A 15,051-nucleotide genomic window follows, 5' to 3' on the forward strand; every position below is an offset into this window, starting at 1 on the left:
GTGAGCCGGTTTTAAACCGTTATTTTTCCTTGAGGAGTCTGTTTGGTATGACTGACAGACTTGAAGTAGGGTGGTACCGCGAGAATACACTCGTCCCTTTTTGGGATGGGTGTTTTTTTATTTCTCATTTTAAATTACAAAAACAGGAAGGAAGAACCCAACGTGGCACAAATTAATGTGACTTTCCCGGATGGAGCAGTACGTCAGTACGAGGCCGGGACAACCATCGAAGACATTGCTGGATCCATTAGCGCCAGCTTGAAGAAAAAAGCAGTAGCTGGTAAAAAAGACGGCAAAGTAGTTGATCTTTACACTCCGTTGGAAGAAGATGCGGCGATTGAGATCGTGACTTTGGATTCTACAGATGGCTTGGAAGTATACCGTCATAGCACCGCTCACTTGTTGGCACAAGCAGTCAAACGCCTTTACGGCAAAGAAGTGAAATTCGGGATCGGTCCTGTGATCGAAGACGGATTCTACTACGACATGGATATCCCTGTGTCGCTGAGTCCGGAAGACCTCGGCAAGATCGAAGCGGAAATGGAAAAGATCGTGAAAGAAGACTTACCAATTCGCCGCAAAGTAGTAAGCCGCGACGAAGCAACTGAAATTTTCCAAGGCCTGAACGACCATCTGAAGCTGGAGCTGATTCGCGACCTGCCAGAGGATGCGACTATTACGCTGTATGAGCAAGGTGAATTCTTCGACCTGTGCCGCGGACCGCACTTGCCATCGACTGGCTTCATCAAAGCGTTCAAATTGATGAACGTAGCAGGTGCTTACTGGCGCGGTAAATCGGAAAACCAAGTACTGCAACGCGTATACGGTACTGCTTGGCCGAAAAAAGCGGATATGGAAGAATACTTGCACTTCATTGAGGAAGCGAAAAAACGCGACCACCGCAAATTGGGTAAAGAACTGGAACTGTTCATGTTTTCCGAGGAAGCACCAGGCATGCCGTTCTACCTGCCAAACGGCTTTACTGTCCGCAACGAGCTGGAGCAATTCTCCCGTCGTCTGCAACAGCTGGCACAATATACAGAGGTGCGGTCCCCGTTCCTGATGAATGAGCGTCTCTGGAAGCAATCCGGTCACTGGGATCACTACCATGAGAACATGTATTTCTCTGAGGTGGACAACGCGACTTACGCATTGAAGCCGATGAACTGCCCAGGGCATATGCTCATTTACAAAAACACAATGCATTCTTATCGTGACCTGCCGATCCGTTATTCCGAGTTTGGTCAGGTTCATCGCCACGAGTACTCCGGTGCTTTGAACGGAATGCTCCGCGTACGGACTTTCTGTCAGGATGACGCACACGTCTTTGTCCGCCCTGACCAGATCGAGAGCGAGATTAAAAACATGATGAAACTGATCGACACCATCTACAAGGTGTTCGGCTTTGAATACAGTGTTGCGCTCTCCACTCGTCCGGAAGACTCGATGGGCTCCGATGAGCTGTGGGAAATCGCAGAAGGCTCTCTGAAAAATGTGCTCGAGGAATCCGGCTTACCTTACAAGATCGAGGAAGGGGACGGAGCGTTCTACGGTCCAAAGATTGATTTCCACATTACTGACGCTCTGAAACGCCGCCACCAATGCGGTACTATCCAGTTGGACTTCCAGTTCCCTGAGAAATTTGACCTGACATATGTAGGTCAAGACAATGAAAAACACCGCCCGGTCGTATTGCACCGTGCGATGTACGGTTCTATGGAGCGTTTCATCGGTATTCTGATCGAGCACTACGCAGGTGCATTCCCTGTATGGCTGACTCCGATCCAAGCTCGCCTGATGAACATCAGCGAAGTGCACACTCCATACGCAGAGCAAGTGAAGGAAAAACTGCAACAAGCTGGTATCCGCGTAGAGCTGGATGCACGCAACGAGAAAATCGGCTACAAAATCCGTGAAGCTCAAGTGCAAAAAATTCCGTACATGCTCGTTATTGGGGAAAAAGAAATGGAAGACGGCACTTTGTCCGTGCGTAGACGCGGTGTAGGTGACGAAGGCGCGATGAGCGTTGACGAGTTCGTCGAAAAAATTCGTGCAGAAATTAATGAAATGAAGTAATAGCGTCTGACGCTAGCATAGAAAAGGGCAGTTCCCTTCTGAGTAAGGGGCTGCCCTTTTTTCGTTCCTTTGGAGCGTACCCTGCGCCCATTTTTGATCTAATGGCCAACGTATTTCGCATACAAGGTCCGGGCGCTCGTCAGGTCATCCGTCCCTTGCACGAGCACACGCCCATCCTGGAAAAAAACAAGGGTGTGTCCGTCCACATGAAAACGGAGCAAAAAGCGATTATGCTCGATGGCTCCAAGTGGTTCGAATCGCTTTGCAAGCAGGGCTAGGTCGACATTCTCAGGGTGAACCGGGCGAATTTGCACGGTATCGCGACCGCACAGGGCAGCGAAGTCCTCCGTTGTGCCCTCCATGGTCGCCAAGTAGTCAAATTCCCTTCGGACACATACGGGACAGTCCGGATTTCGGCCATTCGCAATGGACAGCTGGTCATGGTCATTTTGCCAAACATCCAGTTGCTCCAGGTACGGATTCAAGTGGTCCAAGTCACCTACCAACAGCTTGATTGCCTCTGTCGCTTGATACGAAGCGATAATGGAGACGAGGGGGCCGATGACGCCTACGGTGTCGCAGGTTTCCCCCCGTCCCACCGGTGCATGTGGAAATAAACAGCGAAGACATGGAGTGACGCCCGGACGAATCACCGCGAACATCCCTCGTGAATGGACGGCTCCTCCGTATACCCACGGAATGTCATACATAATGGCGATGTCGTTGATCAGGTAGCGGACCTGAAAGTTGTCCGAGCCGTCGAGAATGAGGTCTACATCTGCTAGCAGAGACTGGGCGTTTCCAGCGTGCAGGTCTGCGATGATCCCTTCGGCAATGACGCTGGAATTGATGGCTTGAAGCTTGTTTGCAGCCGCGATTGCCTTTGGCAAATGATCCCGCGCATCCGCTTCGTCGTAGAGGATTTGTCTCTGCAAGTTGCTTGCTTCCACGAAATCACGGTCGATCATCCGGACATGGCCGACCCCTGCCCGAACCAGATGATTAGCTAGAACCGTACCCAAAGCACCCATCCCGACGATCGCTACCTTTTTATTCGCCAGCACCTCCTGCCCACTCGGACCAATCGGGCTAAACAGCATTTGTCTGGAATAGCGGATGGAATCCATGGTTTTGCTCCTTTCAAACGATCAGCAAATCATTCGCCCATACACAAAGTCTTGAAGCTCCTCACTAGCTGGTCGATGAAAAAAGGTCTTCGTATCAGCCCATTCAACGATTTTGCCCTTGTGCAAAAAGAGACAGAACTGGGCCAGCCTTCTTGCTTGTGGGAGGTTGTGAGTAATCATGAGAATAGTGGTGTGCTTTTCACGATTAACTGACTGGATGACACGCTCAAAAATCGAGATGTTGTATGGATCGAGACTTGCGGTAGGTTCATCGAGCAGCAGCAAGTCAGGTTCACAGACGAGCGCTCGTGCCAGAGCGATTCGTTGCGCTTCTCCACCAGATAATGTCTGGGCTTGCTGTGCACTCAGGTGGGAGAGTTCTACGAGCTCCAATGCTGCATCGACATTGGATCGTATGTGAGCCTTGTCCATTTTTCGATAGCGAAGTCCCAATGCCACATTGTCAAAAACGGTTGCCTGAAACATGGAAGGCTTTTGCGCCACGAAAGCCATTTGTCGTTGGATCGGAACACTCTTGCGATAGGTGAGTGTGGGAAGTTCCACATCCGTTCCAAAAAGACGCATATGGCCGCGGGAAGGCTTTTCCAGCAGATTCATGACTCGCAGGAGAGTGCTTTTTCCTGCTCCACTAGGACCCACGATCCCGTAGATTCCTCCCCGTTCAAATACAGCTTGTTCGACCTGCAGCACAGCCCTTTCCCCGTAGGCGACCTCGAGATTTTGCAATTCTACTCGTTCCATCTGTTCATCTCCGCCTTGATTTCATTTGATTCATCATACCCACCATCAGAAAGCTGTTGAACAAAAAGCTGATAGCCAAAAGAACGAGACCCAATTGCAGGCCAGCGGCGAAATTCCCTGTTCGCGTCTCCAAAATAATGGCGGTCGTCATCACGCGGGTGTGGTGTTCGATATTGCCGCCGACCAGCATGACTGCGCCCACTTCAGAGATGGCTCTACCAAAAGCAGCCGCCACCCCCGACCAGATTCCCCCACGAGCCTCGCGGATAATGGTAAGCATCATCTGCAGGGGACTTGCTCCCAGACTTTTTGCCGTTTCCCAGTAGGCACGCTCTTTGCTGTGTACCGCTGCCATCGTCAGACCGGCCATAATCGGCGTCACGAGTACGACCTGAGCGATGATCATGGCCTTTGCACTGAACAACAGGTCAAATGAGCCGAGTGGACCGTAGCGGGAGAGGAGCAGGTATACAATAACGCCAACCAGGACAGGAGGCAGTCCCATACAGGTGTAAATCAGGGCGACGATCAATCGCTTCCCGGGAAAGGAGTAGAGACCGAGGAACGCGCCAAAGGGAATACCCGCTAGCATTCCGATCAGAACGGAAGAAGTCGTAACCTTCAAGGAGAGCCAGATGACCTCCCATACATCCTGGGTAAGCATCATGTGTGAAATCACCTAGCGCTTCTTGGCGTTGGGAACGAACAAGCCTTTCCCGTAATCTTTTTGTCCAAATTGTCCGATCAGTTTTTGACCTTCAGCCCCTGTGAAAAATTCGATCAGCTTCATGCCTTCCTCTTGCTTGGTCGAAGATTTGACTTGGATGATCCCATACGGATTCAACAGAGACTTGTCCCCTTGCATCACAACGGCCAGATTCAGCTTGCGGGAGAGGAAGGTTGCTTCATCTGTTAAGGTATATGCTTTTTTCTCATCGGTCATTTGCAGGGTTTCGCCCATTCCTTGTCCCGAAGAGAGGTACCAGCTGTTATCTGGCTTGATTTTGGCTTCTGTCCAGATGCTCTTCTCCTTCTTATCCGTACCGGAATCATCCCCGCGAGAAATAAATGTGACTTTTTTCTCAGCGATTTTGCCAAAGGCTTCCTTAGCTGTTTGGACCTGCTTGACTCCAGCAGGATCATCCGCAGGTCCGACGATATAAAACTGGTTATACATGACGTCGTAAGCATTGATGCCAAATCCTTTTGCGACGAATTCATCCTCTGATTTGCGGGCGTGAACCAGCAGTACGTCTGCATTGCCGTCTTCACCGAGCTTGATGGCTTGTCCAGTACCGACTGCGACTACTTTCACTTTTATCGCGGACTGTTGCTCAAAAATGGGGAGCAAGTAGTCGAGCAAGCCGGAATCCTGCGTGCTAGTTGTAGTGGCGAGTGTAATTTCTTTGGCTTCTTTTTTCTCTGGGGCAGGTGCAGCTGCAGACGGCTGCTGTGGAGTCTGCGAGGAACAGGCAGAGAGCAACAAAAATAGTGACAACATGAGAAACGACGTGACAATACGTAGATGCTTCATCCTTTCCACTCCCATTCGCAAGGTTAAATAGTCAATGCATTCTGTCAATTTCTTTGCCAGTAAGAGAAACGTTATAGCCTCCCTGGGCGACGATAGCTTGTTTAAAAACCGGGTCGCGCAGCACAGAGAGCAGTTCAAGAAATCGCTCTTGCTTGATGAAGCGGGCAGGGATCACAAGGTCGTAGCGCTCCTCCTGAATCGGGAAAAAATCTAGCCCGAGTCCACGAGCCACACTTTCGATTCCTAACGCTGCATCAGCCGATCCTTGCAGGACAGCAGCTGCGGTCGCATAGTGGGTGTTCAGTTCCACATCGTAGCCGGGAATCGTCTCCGGAGATACGCCTTTCTGCTGCATGTTGAAGTCCAGCAGCACACGTGTACCAGAACCGCGCTGCCGATTCACGATCCGATGGCTCCCGCTGAAAAACTCTTCCCAGCTGGTGATCATTCGCGGATTGTCCTTTGGAACGACAAATCCTTGCCAACGGCTTACCAGATTGACTACTGTTACCCCTTCGTTAGGTAATAGGCAGCGGATGTAAGGCAGATTGTATTCGCCAGTTGTACGATCCAGTAGATGTGTGCCCGCCATCTCGACACGTCCTTTATAAAGTTCAATAAGCCCGTCGAGACTACCCGAAAAGGCGGGTAAAAGGGTAATCCCACGTTCAGCCAGCTTGCGGGTAAGCAGATCAATCGTCAAATCATGACTGCCTGCAAATATAATTTCAAATGGTTGGGCTGACTCTCGATGGGATGAAAAAGGTGCAAAAGGAAGATGAACTTCCCGTGATTTGCTTTTCTGCATGAAGCTGTCAAGATCAGACTGCAAGATGCGAAGTGTGCGTCCGATTTTGGAGGCTGGCAATTCTTTGCGTTTGATCATCTCGTAGACGGTATAACGGGTGAGTTTTAGCTCGGCCGCCACTTCATCCGGGGTTAAGTAATCGCTTTCCAAAATGTCACCCCCTTTTTCAGTTTGGTTGAATTGGTTCAAGTTAGTTTTTGTTGGTTTTACATGATTTGGTCTATAAATAACATACTTTACCAATGGGTAGCTAGGCAAGAAAATAATCGAAAAATTAGTAATATTGCTGGTTTTTCGTGGTATGCAGGAAGGATTACCCATATAATAGTCGAAAGAGTACGTATATTTCGTTGGTTTAATAAGAATGAAGAAATGAGGAGGGAACAAGTGATGAATTTGGGGGGATTCAAGAATCGCGAAATGCTGATTGACCTCTCCGCAGGTGCGGTTGACTATCGCCCGATCAATGAAGAGCTGGCGAGGAAATTCATCGGTGGTCGCGGCCTTGGAGTGAAGTACGTGTACGATAACGGCGCTCAGGTGGAGCCGTTTTCCGAAGACAACATCCTCTGTCTAATGACTGGTCCGGTGACAGGCTCGCGTTCGTCCATGAGCGGACGCATGTGCATGGTTACCAAATCACCTTTGACGGGAACGGTTACGGACTCGCACATAGGAGGATGGTCTGCTGCACGGCTCAAGTGGTCTGGCATTGACAATGTGATCTTCAAAGGAGCGAGTGACAAACCTGTCTATCTGTACATCGAAAACGGACAGGGCGAGCTTCGGGACGCCGGTGATTTGTGGGGACAAGGTACGCGAGCCACTGTAAAGGCGATGCAAGAGCGCTATGGGAAGGAAGACCTGAGTGTGATCTGCATCGGACAAGCGGGAGAAAATCTGGTGCGGTACGCAGGATTCATGAATGAGCACGACCGCGCTGCAGGACGTGGTGGCACGGGAGCGGTAGCGGGCTCCAAAAAGCTCAAGGCGATCGTGATCAAAGCAGGACAAAAAGGGAACATGCCGCAACCAGTGCAAGATGAGGAATACAAAAAAGCAAACCAAAAAGCTCTCAAGGCAATTATGGAGGGCGGCCTTACTGCTCCGAAAAAAGGTGGACTCTCGGTTTACGGCACGAACGTCTTAACAAGCATTATTAATGAAGTCGGTGCGCTCCCAACGATGAACTCCAAGTTCACCCACTGGGATGGAGCTGAGGGGCACAGTGGAGAAACTGTTAATGCTACGCTGCTGGTTGCCGACAACACCTGTCACGCATGTCCCGTTGCTTGCAAGAAGGAAGTCGAAGTCAAAGAGGGCAAGTACAAGACGCGTGTGGAGAGCTTTGAGTACGAATCTGGTTGGGCGCTCGGAGCTAACTGCGGCGTGAGCGACGCTGCACCGATTTCTTTTATGATTAATTTGTGCAACGAATACGGAATGGACACGATCGAGCTGGGTAACACCCTGTCCTGTATGATGGAAGCGTACGAAAGAGGCCTGACGGAAGAAAAAGTCGACTGGGGCGACGCTGATCGCATGATCGAGCTGACCGAGATGATGGTCTTCCGCAAAGGAGTCGGAGATATTCTCGCAGAAGGAACAGCCCGTGCAGCCAAAGCGTTTGGAGATGAAAACCTGGCAATGTGCGTCAAAGGTCAGGCGATACCTGCTTACGATCCGCGCGGTATCCAAGGGATCGGGCTCGGTTATGCGACCAGCAACCGCGGAGCATGTCACTTGCGCGGGTATACGGTAGCCAGTGAAATTGCGGGGATTCCTATGCCGACCGACCGTCTAGTACCAGAGGGAAAAGGGGAGCTGCTCAAAGTGTTCCAGGACCTCTTGGCATTCTCCGATTCCATGAATATTTGCAAGTTCTCCTCTTTCTCCGAGAATGCGGAGCACTATGCCGAGCAATATTCCACCATGACAGGGGTAAATGTCACGGCCGATGACGTCATGAAAATTGGCGAGCGCATCTACAACCTGGAGCGCCATTACAATAATCTGGCGGGCTTTGACAAGCGGGAGGACGACCACTTGCCAAAACGCTTTACAGATGAGCCAGCTAGCGGAAACAGCGCGGGTCATGTCAGCCGGATGGATGTCATGCTAAACGAATACTATCAGGTGCGTGGATGGGTTGATGGTGTCGTGCCAGAAGAAAAACTCAAGGAACTGAACATCGTGTAAAACCATTTCTAAAAGCAAGAAAAAGGTGGAAACTTGCTTTCCACCTTTTTCACACCATTTTTGATCATAGAGCTAACCACCGACTCTCATGACTTTGACACGAAATTGTTTCATGAGTCGCTCGAAACTATCTTCATCGGTTGCCGAGAAATAGATAAAGACCGCGTTGACCTGAAAGCGGGAGGTAATGGTTACTGTCTCCTCCCGCAACAATACCGCTTGCCAACGATCACCCTTGACCAAAATCGGCAGCACTTCCGATTTGGCTGCGCCACCGCATTCAATCAAGTAGGATACGAGGTGGGGTAGTGGGATCCCGCGCAGCTCCATGGTTTGCTCGATCATCTTATCCTCCTGCCACCGGCGGGAACAGCGCAAACTGGTCATCTTCCAGTACGCGGGTCTCCAGTCCATTCGCATGAATAACATTACGCCCATTGATGAACACATGGACAAACGGTTTGAATGTTCGCTCCGGTGTAAAGATTTCTTCGTCTAAAGCAGGATACATCCGAATCAAAGCTTCGAGAATATCAATGACGCGATCGCCGCTGTCCATGGGTACTTCCACCGATTTTGCCTGGCAGATCTCTCGAAAGTTGGCAAAGACTTTCACTCTCATTTTGAATATTCCCCTTTTTCTTTTTATTATACTATTTGTAAATAGTAAAAATCTAATGTTGATAGTATAAGTGGATCATAAGCTTTGCTTGCGCCAAGGAGATTTCTAATACTTCAAGTAGCGACCAAGCTAAACGTTCTAGATAATGGAGGCAATCATGAAATTCTTCAATGTGAAAACCGTAACGGAAACGTTGGAAGTGATTGCAGGTGAATTTCGACCGAACCGACCTCCCATTGAGGTGTCGTTGATAGATGCACTGGATATGGTCCTTGCCGAAGATATTATTTCGTGTGAGCAGGTCCCTCACTTTGCCCGTTCGACTGTGGATGGATATGCGGTACGGGCACGCGATACTTATGGAGCTTCTGATTCGTTGCCGGCTTTTCTCGATGTGACTGGCAAGATTGAGATGGGCAAGGAAGCTTCCCTACTCATCAGGGAAGGACAAGCTCAGTCGATTCCGACAGGTGGAATGATACCTGATGGCGCTGACAGTGTCGTCATGATCGAGCACGTGGAGGAAGTAGGTGACATGCTTAATGTATATAGACAGGTAGCGCCTGGTGAGAACATTATCCGCGCAGGGGACGACGTGGAAAAGGGTGAGCTGGTCATCGCGGCGGGACAGCGACTGCGTCCGCAAGATCTGGGAGTCCTTTCTGCGATCGGCAAGACGAGAGTGCTTGTTTACCCTAGACCGATTGTTGCCATTTTGTCTACGGGAGACGAAATCGTGCCTGCGGATAAAAAGGAGCTTGCCCCAGGAGAAATCCGCGATATTAACAGCATTACCGTAGCCGCGGCAGCAAGACAATGCGGAGCAGAGGTCATAGACGGCGGGATCGTACCGGATGACTATTCTTCATTTGCGCAGAAAGCGAAGGAATTGTTCGAGCGATCCGATTTGCTCCTCTTATCAGGAGGTAGCTCGGTAGGAACGCGCGACTACACCGAACAGGTTATGCAGTCATTGGGGGATCCTGGCGTCTTAGTTCACGGGGTTTCTATCAAGCCAGGAAAGCCGACGATCCTTGCGAAAGCAGGAAACAAGCCTGTCGTGGGGCTGCCGGGTCACCCCGCCTCTGCATTGATTATTTTCCATCTGTTTGTCGCTCCCTTGATCAAAAGGCTGCAAGGGCAGGAGCTTGCCCAATACGATCAGAGGATTCTTGCGCGTATTTCTCGCAATATTGCGTCTGCAGTGGGACGCTCGGACTACATCCGTGTTAAGCTGGAGGAGCGGGAGGGCGGCTTGTGGGCCGTTCCTGTCTTCGGAAAATCTGGATTGATATCGACCTTGGTCAAAAGTGATGGCATGGTCGAAATATCCGCAAATAAAGAGGGAATTTTGGAAGGCGAAATCGTACATGTACACCTATTTCAGTGAGTCTGTCCATGAGAGACACCATATAAAAGTACGACGAAAGCAATGGCAGGAGGGGTACCATGCGCAAAATCTACTTAGAAGATACGCCGCTTAAGGAAGCGCAGCAGCAGATTGCGAACCGGATTCACTTCATGCCGCTGGTGGAAGTGATTCCGACGCGTGAAGCACTGGGACGAGTCACTGCCCAGCCCATTTACGCCAAGGTATCGATGCCGAATTTTCACGCTTCCGCCATGGACGGTATCGCCGTGAAAGCGGAAAAAACATACGGTGCCGATGAGCAGCATCCGGTACGATTGAGGTATCAGGTCGATTATGTAGAAGTAGATACGGGCGACCCGATCCCAGATGGATTCGACGCAGTGATTATGATCGAGCATGTCCATCAAATCGATAAAGAGACAGTTGAAATATTGGAAGCGGTCGCTCCTTGGCAGCATATTCGACCGATCGGCGAGGATGTCGTAATAGGTGAGGTGATCGTTCCAGATCGGCACAAATTACGTCCGGTAGATCTCGGGGCTTTAATGGCAGGTGGCAATGTCACGGTGCCTGTTCTGCGTAAGCCACGTGTTGCGATTATTCCGACGGGTACCGAGCTAATTGAGCCTTCTGAGAATGTGGCAGAGGGAGAAATCATCGAGTTTAATGGGACTGTTTTTGCCGCTTATTTGCAGGAGTGGGGAGCAGAGCCTGTCTACCACGGCATCGTAAAAGACGATTACGAGTTAATCAAAAGTGCAGTAAAATCCGCCGTCCAGGACGCGGATATGGTACTCTTAAATGCAGGATCATCTGCAGGGCGGGAGGATTTCACCGTCCATGTGGTAGAAGAGTTGGGAGAGGTTTTGACGCATGGCGTTGCGACACGTCCGGGTAAACCGGTTGTCGTAGGTGTCATTGACGAAAAGCCGGTGATTGGACTGCCTGGTTATCCCGTATCTGCCTATCTGAATCTGGAATGGTTTGCTCGTTCGCTCGTCTTCCATTATTACGGTCTGCTGGAGCCAGAGCGACAGCGGATTCAAGCGACGGTCGGGCGACGTATCGTATCCGTTATGGGGGCAGAGGATTTCATTCGTGTGACCATCGGTTGTATGGATGGTCAGTTTATCGCCAATCCTTTGACTAGATCAGCTGGCGTCACGATGTCCATGGTACGTGCAGATGGGCTGTTGCGCATTCCACCAGGGAACCTAGGATATGAGCAAGGCGAAGTCGTAGACGTAGAGCTGTATCGTCCGTTGGAACAAATTCAACATACGATTGTATCCACCGGTAGCCACGATCTATCTATGGACGTGCTTCATTCTCTTATACGCAAGAAGAATCCGGGACGTTTCCTCATTTCATCGCATGTCGGTAGTATGGGTGGCATCTTGGCCATTCAAAAAGGGGAAGCGCATATCGCGGGTGTTCATTTGTTCGATGAAGAAACGGGTACGTATAATCAGACGTACATCGAAAAGTATCTCGCTGACAAAGATGTCGTACTGGTCCAGCTTGTGTACCGACAACAAGGCTGGTTTGTGAAAAAAGGCAACCCGCTTGGGATTTCGTCCGTACACGATTTGGCGAAACCAGGAATTACTTATATCAATCGTCAACGAGGAGCAGGGACGAGGTTGCTCTTTGACTATTTGCTTAAGCAAGAAGCTGTAGACAGAGAGGGCATCTACGGCTACTCTCGAGAGGCAGTCTCTCATCTGAGTGTTGCGGCAGCCGTCGCAGGGGGAACAGCAGATGCTGGTCTCGGCATCTATTCAGCGGCAGCAGCGATGAAGCTGGATTTTATCCCGGTATCAGAAGAACGATATGACTTGTTGATGACCAGAGCATTCTATCTGAGCAGTCAAGGCCAGGAGCTTCTCACCTGTATCCGTTCGGACGAGTTCGTCGCAGAAATGGAAGCATTGGGTGGATATAGCTGCCGCGATTCAGGAAAGATTGTTTTTTCAACATCAATGTCAGAAATATAAGAATGAAATAGAGGAACAACGGATGCAGGCCCATTTTAGGATAAGGAGAGTGATCACCAGTGCCAGAGCAAATACTTGATACACGAAATCGCCCTCTCCGAGATCTGCGTATTTCCGTGACAGACAAATGCAATTTTCGTTGCCAGTACTGTATGCCCGCCGAAATTTTCGGCCCGGATTTTGAATTTCTCCCGCAGCACAAGCTGCTTTCATTTGAAGAAATTACGCGATTGACGACGATTTTCACGTCGGTGGGAGTGGGCAAGATCCGGATTACAGGCGGAGAGCCGTTGATGCGGAAAGATTTACCTACATTAATTAGAATGATCAGACAAGTAGAGGGTGTCCAGGATATCGCCATGACCACGAATGGCTCGCTCCTTGCTCGTCACGCAAAAGCGCTGAAGGAGGCAGGACTGGATCGGGTAACGGTCAGTCTGGATAGCCTGGATGATGAGCGGTTTGGACGAATGAACGGGAGAGGCTATCACGTTTCGGATGTGCTAAAGGGGATCGAAGCCGCAGCCGAGGCTGGGCTTTCTGTCAAAATGAACATGGTGGTTCAACGCGGTGTCAACGATGAAGATATTTTGCCGATGGCTCGGTACTTCCGTGAACAGAATCACACCCTCCGCTTCATCGAATTCATGGATGTGGGGAACAGTAACGGATGGAAGCTGGATCAGGTCGTTCCTTCCAGTGAAATCGTCCGCATGATTCACGAAGAGATGCCATTGGAGCCGATCGATCCCAATTATTACGGAGAAGTAGCCTCGCGCTATCGGTACGTGGGAACGGATCAGGAAATCGGCTTGATTTCGTCGGTGACCCAGGCCTTTTGTTCTACCTGCACACGTGCACGTTTGTCTGCAGAGGGCAAGCTGTACAACTGTCTGTTCGCCTCCTCTGGCAATGATCTGCGAGAGCCTTTGCGTGAGGGAAAGACCGATGACGAGATCCGCGAGTTGATTCGTGAGATCTGGGCGCAGCGCGACGAACGTTATTCAGAAGTAAGGCTGGACGACACGCCAGGCTTACAACAGCGCTCCAAGGTGGAAATGTCCCATATCGGGGGCTGACAGAAACCACAAGCAGTGCTTGACAAAGGGAAATGTGCCCTGTATTATAAAAAGCGTGTATAAACACGAAACACTTCATACTTCGAGAACAAGCAGAGGCGCCCAGCTTCTCACCTGGGTCGACGTCATTCATGACTGTTGACAGGTAACTCTTACGCAAAGATCCTTGGATCTGATGAATTTGCTAGGTGAGATATGTGCGGGCGCAAAATGCGTTCGCACATTTTTGTTCCTTCTCGAAATTGACGGGGGTGGCAAGTATTAGCAAGGATCAAATGTTGATTAACGAAGCGATCCGTGCCCGTGAAGTCCGATTAATCGGTGCTGACGGGAGCCAATTGGGAGTCGTAGCCTTTAGGGAAGCTTTGCGCATTGCCCAGGAAGCTGAATTGGATCTGGTAAACGTTGCTCCTACAGCCAAGCCGCCTGTATGCCGTATTATGGACTATGGAAAGTTCAAGTACGAGCAGGCCAAGAAGGAAAAGGAAGCACGCAAAAACCAGAAGATCATCGAGCTCAAAGAAGTGCGTTTCTCTTCCAACATCGAGGAACACGATTTCCAAACAAAGCTTCGCAACGTCCGTAAGTTCTTGGAGGATCAACACAAGGTGAAGTGTACGATCCGTTTCCGTGGACGTGAAATCACCCACTCCGAAATCGGACTTGCCGTTATGGAACGTGTTGCTGCCCAGTGTGAAGATCTCGCTTCGCCTGAGCGCAGGCCGAAGATCGAAGGCCGCAGCATGATCATGATTCTGGCTCCGAAAGCGGAAAAGTAAGATAGTAGTTTAGACAGGAGGATTTTTCAGATGCCTAAAATGAAAACCAACAAGGCTGCTGCGAAACGTTTCAAAAAAACCGGAAGCGGCCAATTGAAGCGCGACCGCGCTTTTGGTAGCCACTTGTTCGCTAACAAATCCACAAAAGCGAAACGCCACCTGCGTAAAGCTTCACTGGTATCCAAAGGCGATCAAAAACGTATGGAGCAAATGCTCACATACCTGTAAGTTTTTCTTTATTACACACCATCACGCAGCATGAGCTCCCTAAGCGCCTAGTGATAGGCCGCCATGCTGGAAAGACCAGGAGGAGTTTAGTATGCCAAGAGTAAAAGGTGGCATTGTTACACGCCGTCGTCATAAGAAAATCTTGAAACTGGCGAAAGGTTACTTCGGTTCCAAACATCGCCTGTTTAAATCCGCTAATGCGCAGGTAATGAAATCCCTGCTGTACGCATACCGTGACCGTCGTCAAAAGAAACGTGATTTCCGCAAACTGTGGATCACTCGTATCAACGCGCAAGCTCGCCTGAACGGCCTGTCTTACAGCCGTCTCATGCATGGCCTGAAAGTAGCTGGCATCGAAGTTAACCGCAAAATGCTGGCTGACCTGGCTGTGAACGACAAAGCAGCTTTCAACGATCTGGCTGCTGTTGCAAAAGGCAAACTGAACGCGTAATAGAAATCAAGTCGATC

General features: G+C 50.1%; 15 protein-coding genes. 8 read left to right on the plus strand and 7 right to left on the minus strand.

Annotated features, from left to right (window positions below; genetic code table 11):
• The first annotated feature begins 162 nt into the window (after positions 1-162).
• On the plus strand, positions 163-2,076 hold the full coding sequence (thrS, locus tag AN963_RS01935; RefSeq protein WP_055744414.1) for a threonine--tRNA ligase: 1,914 nt from the start codon (positions 163-165) through the stop codon (positions 2,074-2,076).
• 98 nt (positions 2,077-2,174) lie between these two features.
• Here the strand turns inward: thrS and AN963_RS01940 are convergent, their stop codons facing one another.
• From AN963_RS01940 to AN963_RS01960, 5 genes are read right to left on the minus strand one after another with little or no spacing between them, the layout of a single operon-like run.
• A complete protein-coding gene (locus AN963_RS01940) occupies positions 2,175-3,203 on the minus strand; it encodes a ThiF family adenylyltransferase (protein ID WP_055742878.1) in 1,029 nt (342 codons plus the stop codon).
• A gap of 21 nt (positions 3,204-3,224) precedes the next feature.
• The gene (locus AN963_RS01945) at positions 3,225-3,965 is read right to left on the minus strand and encodes an ABC transporter ATP-binding protein (protein WP_055742879.1); all 741 of its coding nucleotides are present in this window, start codon (positions 3,963-3,965) and stop codon (positions 3,225-3,227) included.
• 4 nt (positions 3,966-3,969) lie between these two features.
• Entirely contained in the window at positions 3,970-4,632 is a 663-nt protein-coding gene (locus AN963_RS01950; RefSeq protein WP_055742880.1) for an ABC transporter permease, read from the minus strand.
• Between the two features lie 12 nt (positions 4,633-4,644).
• Positions 4,645-5,499, minus strand: coding sequence for a substrate-binding domain-containing protein (locus tag AN963_RS01955; RefSeq protein WP_055742881.1), 855 nt, complete (start codon positions 5,497-5,499; stop codon positions 4,645-4,647).
• A 31-nt stretch (positions 5,500-5,530) separates the two neighbouring features.
• The gene (locus AN963_RS01960; RefSeq protein ID WP_055742882.1) at positions 5,531-6,457 is read right to left on the minus strand and encodes a substrate-binding domain-containing protein; all 927 of its coding nucleotides are present in this window, start codon (positions 6,455-6,457) and stop codon (positions 5,531-5,533) included.
• Positions 6,458-6,697: 240 nt separating this feature from the next.
• Here AN963_RS01960 and AN963_RS01965 point away from each other — a divergent pair, with 240 nt between their 5' ends.
• A complete protein-coding gene (locus AN963_RS01965; protein WP_055742883.1) occupies positions 6,698-8,506 on the plus strand; it encodes an aldehyde ferredoxin oxidoreductase family protein in 1,809 nt (602 codons plus the stop codon).
• A 72-nt stretch (positions 8,507-8,578) separates the two neighbouring features.
• Here AN963_RS01965 and AN963_RS01970 read toward each other — a convergent pair whose 3' ends face one another.
• Together AN963_RS01970 and AN963_RS01975 are read right to left on the minus strand one after the other, a co-directional pair.
• Positions 8,579-8,851 carry a hypothetical protein gene (locus tag AN963_RS01970; RefSeq protein WP_055742884.1) on the minus strand — a complete coding sequence of 91 codons (273 nt, stop codon included), beginning with the start codon at positions 8,849-8,851 and terminating at the stop codon, positions 8,579-8,581.
• 1 nt (position 8,852) lies between these two features.
• The gene (locus AN963_RS01975; RefSeq protein ID WP_055742885.1) at positions 8,853-9,128 is read right to left on the minus strand and encodes a ubiquitin-like small modifier protein 1; all 276 of its coding nucleotides are present in this window, start codon (positions 9,126-9,128) and stop codon (positions 8,853-8,855) included.
• Between the two features lie 157 nt (positions 9,129-9,285).
• On the opposite strand from AN963_RS01975, the gene AN963_RS01980 reads away from it, so the two are divergent.
• From AN963_RS01980 to rplT, 6 genes are all read left to right on the plus strand, one after another.
• Positions 9,286-10,518 (plus strand): molybdopterin molybdotransferase MoeA, encoded by a 1,233-nt coding sequence (locus AN963_RS01980; RefSeq protein ID WP_055742886.1) that lies wholly within the window; start codon positions 9,286-9,288, stop codon positions 10,516-10,518.
• A 59-nt stretch (positions 10,519-10,577) separates the two neighbouring features.
• Positions 10,578-12,497: a molybdopterin biosynthesis protein gene (locus tag AN963_RS01985; protein WP_055742887.1), complete on the plus strand. Its 1,920-nt coding sequence runs from the start codon at positions 10,578-10,580 to the stop codon at positions 12,495-12,497.
• A gap of 59 nt (positions 12,498-12,556) precedes the next feature.
• The gene (moaA, locus tag AN963_RS01990) at positions 12,557-13,576 is read left to right on the plus strand and encodes a GTP 3',8-cyclase MoaA (protein ID WP_055742888.1); all 1,020 of its coding nucleotides are present in this window, start codon (positions 12,557-12,559) and stop codon (positions 13,574-13,576) included.
• Between the two features lie 275 nt (positions 13,577-13,851).
• Positions 13,852-14,355 carry a translation initiation factor IF-3 gene (gene infC / locus AN963_RS01995; protein ID WP_201783732.1) on the plus strand — a complete coding sequence of 168 codons (504 nt, stop codon included), beginning with the start codon at positions 13,852-13,854 and terminating at the stop codon, positions 14,353-14,355.
• A gap of 30 nt (positions 14,356-14,385) precedes the next feature.
• A complete protein-coding gene (gene rpmI / locus AN963_RS02000; protein WP_055742889.1) occupies positions 14,386-14,583 on the plus strand; it encodes a 50S ribosomal protein L35 in 198 nt (65 codons plus the stop codon).
• Between the two features lie 91 nt (positions 14,584-14,674).
• Entirely contained in the window at positions 14,675-15,034 is a 360-nt protein-coding gene (gene rplT / locus AN963_RS02005; protein ID WP_055742890.1) for a 50S ribosomal protein L20, read from the plus strand.
• Positions 15,035-15,051 lie beyond the last annotated feature (17 nt).

Source organism: Brevibacillus choshinensis, assembly GCF_001420695.1.
Taxonomy (GTDB): domain Bacteria; phylum Bacillota; class Bacilli; order Brevibacillales; family Brevibacillaceae; genus Brevibacillus; species Brevibacillus choshinensis.

Coding starts and splice junctions, on each gene's coding strand:
- AN963_RS01940 (WP_055742878.1), bottom strand. CDS start 3,203: ATGGATTCCATCCGCTATTCCAGACAAATGCTGTTTAGCCCGATTGGT.
- AN963_RS01945 (WP_055742879.1), bottom strand. CDS start 3,965: ATGGAACGAGTAGAATTGCAAAATCTCGAGGTCGCCTACGGGGAAAGG.
- AN963_RS01950 (WP_055742880.1), bottom strand. CDS start 4,632: ATGATGCTTACCCAGGATGTATGGGAGGTCATCTGGCTCTCCTTGAAG.
- AN963_RS01955 (WP_055742881.1), bottom strand. CDS start 5,499: ATGAAGCATCTACGTATTGTCACGTCGTTTCTCATGTTGTCACTATTT.
- AN963_RS01965 (WP_055742883.1), top strand. CDS start 6,698: ATGAATTTGGGGGGATTCAAGAATCGCGAAATGCTGATTGACCTCTCC.
- AN963_RS01970 (WP_055742884.1), bottom strand. CDS start 8,851: ATGATCGAGCAAACCATGGAGCTGCGCGGGATCCCACTACCCCACCTC.
- AN963_RS01975 (WP_055742885.1), bottom strand. CDS start 9,128: ATGAGAGTGAAAGTCTTTGCCAACTTTCGAGAGATCTGCCAGGCAAAA.
- AN963_RS01980 (WP_055742886.1), top strand. CDS start 9,286: ATGAAATTCTTCAATGTGAAAACCGTAACGGAAACGTTGGAAGTGATT.
- AN963_RS01985 (WP_055742887.1), top strand. CDS start 10,578: ATGCGCAAAATCTACTTAGAAGATACGCCGCTTAAGGAAGCGCAGCAG.
- infC (WP_201783732.1), top strand. CDS start 13,852: ATGTTGATTAACGAAGCGATCCGTGCCCGTGAAGTCCGATTAATCGGT.
- rpmI (WP_055742889.1), top strand. CDS start 14,386: ATGCCTAAAATGAAAACCAACAAGGCTGCTGCGAAACGTTTCAAAAAA.
- rplT (WP_055742890.1), top strand. CDS start 14,675: ATGCCAAGAGTAAAAGGTGGCATTGTTACACGCCGTCGTCATAAGAAA.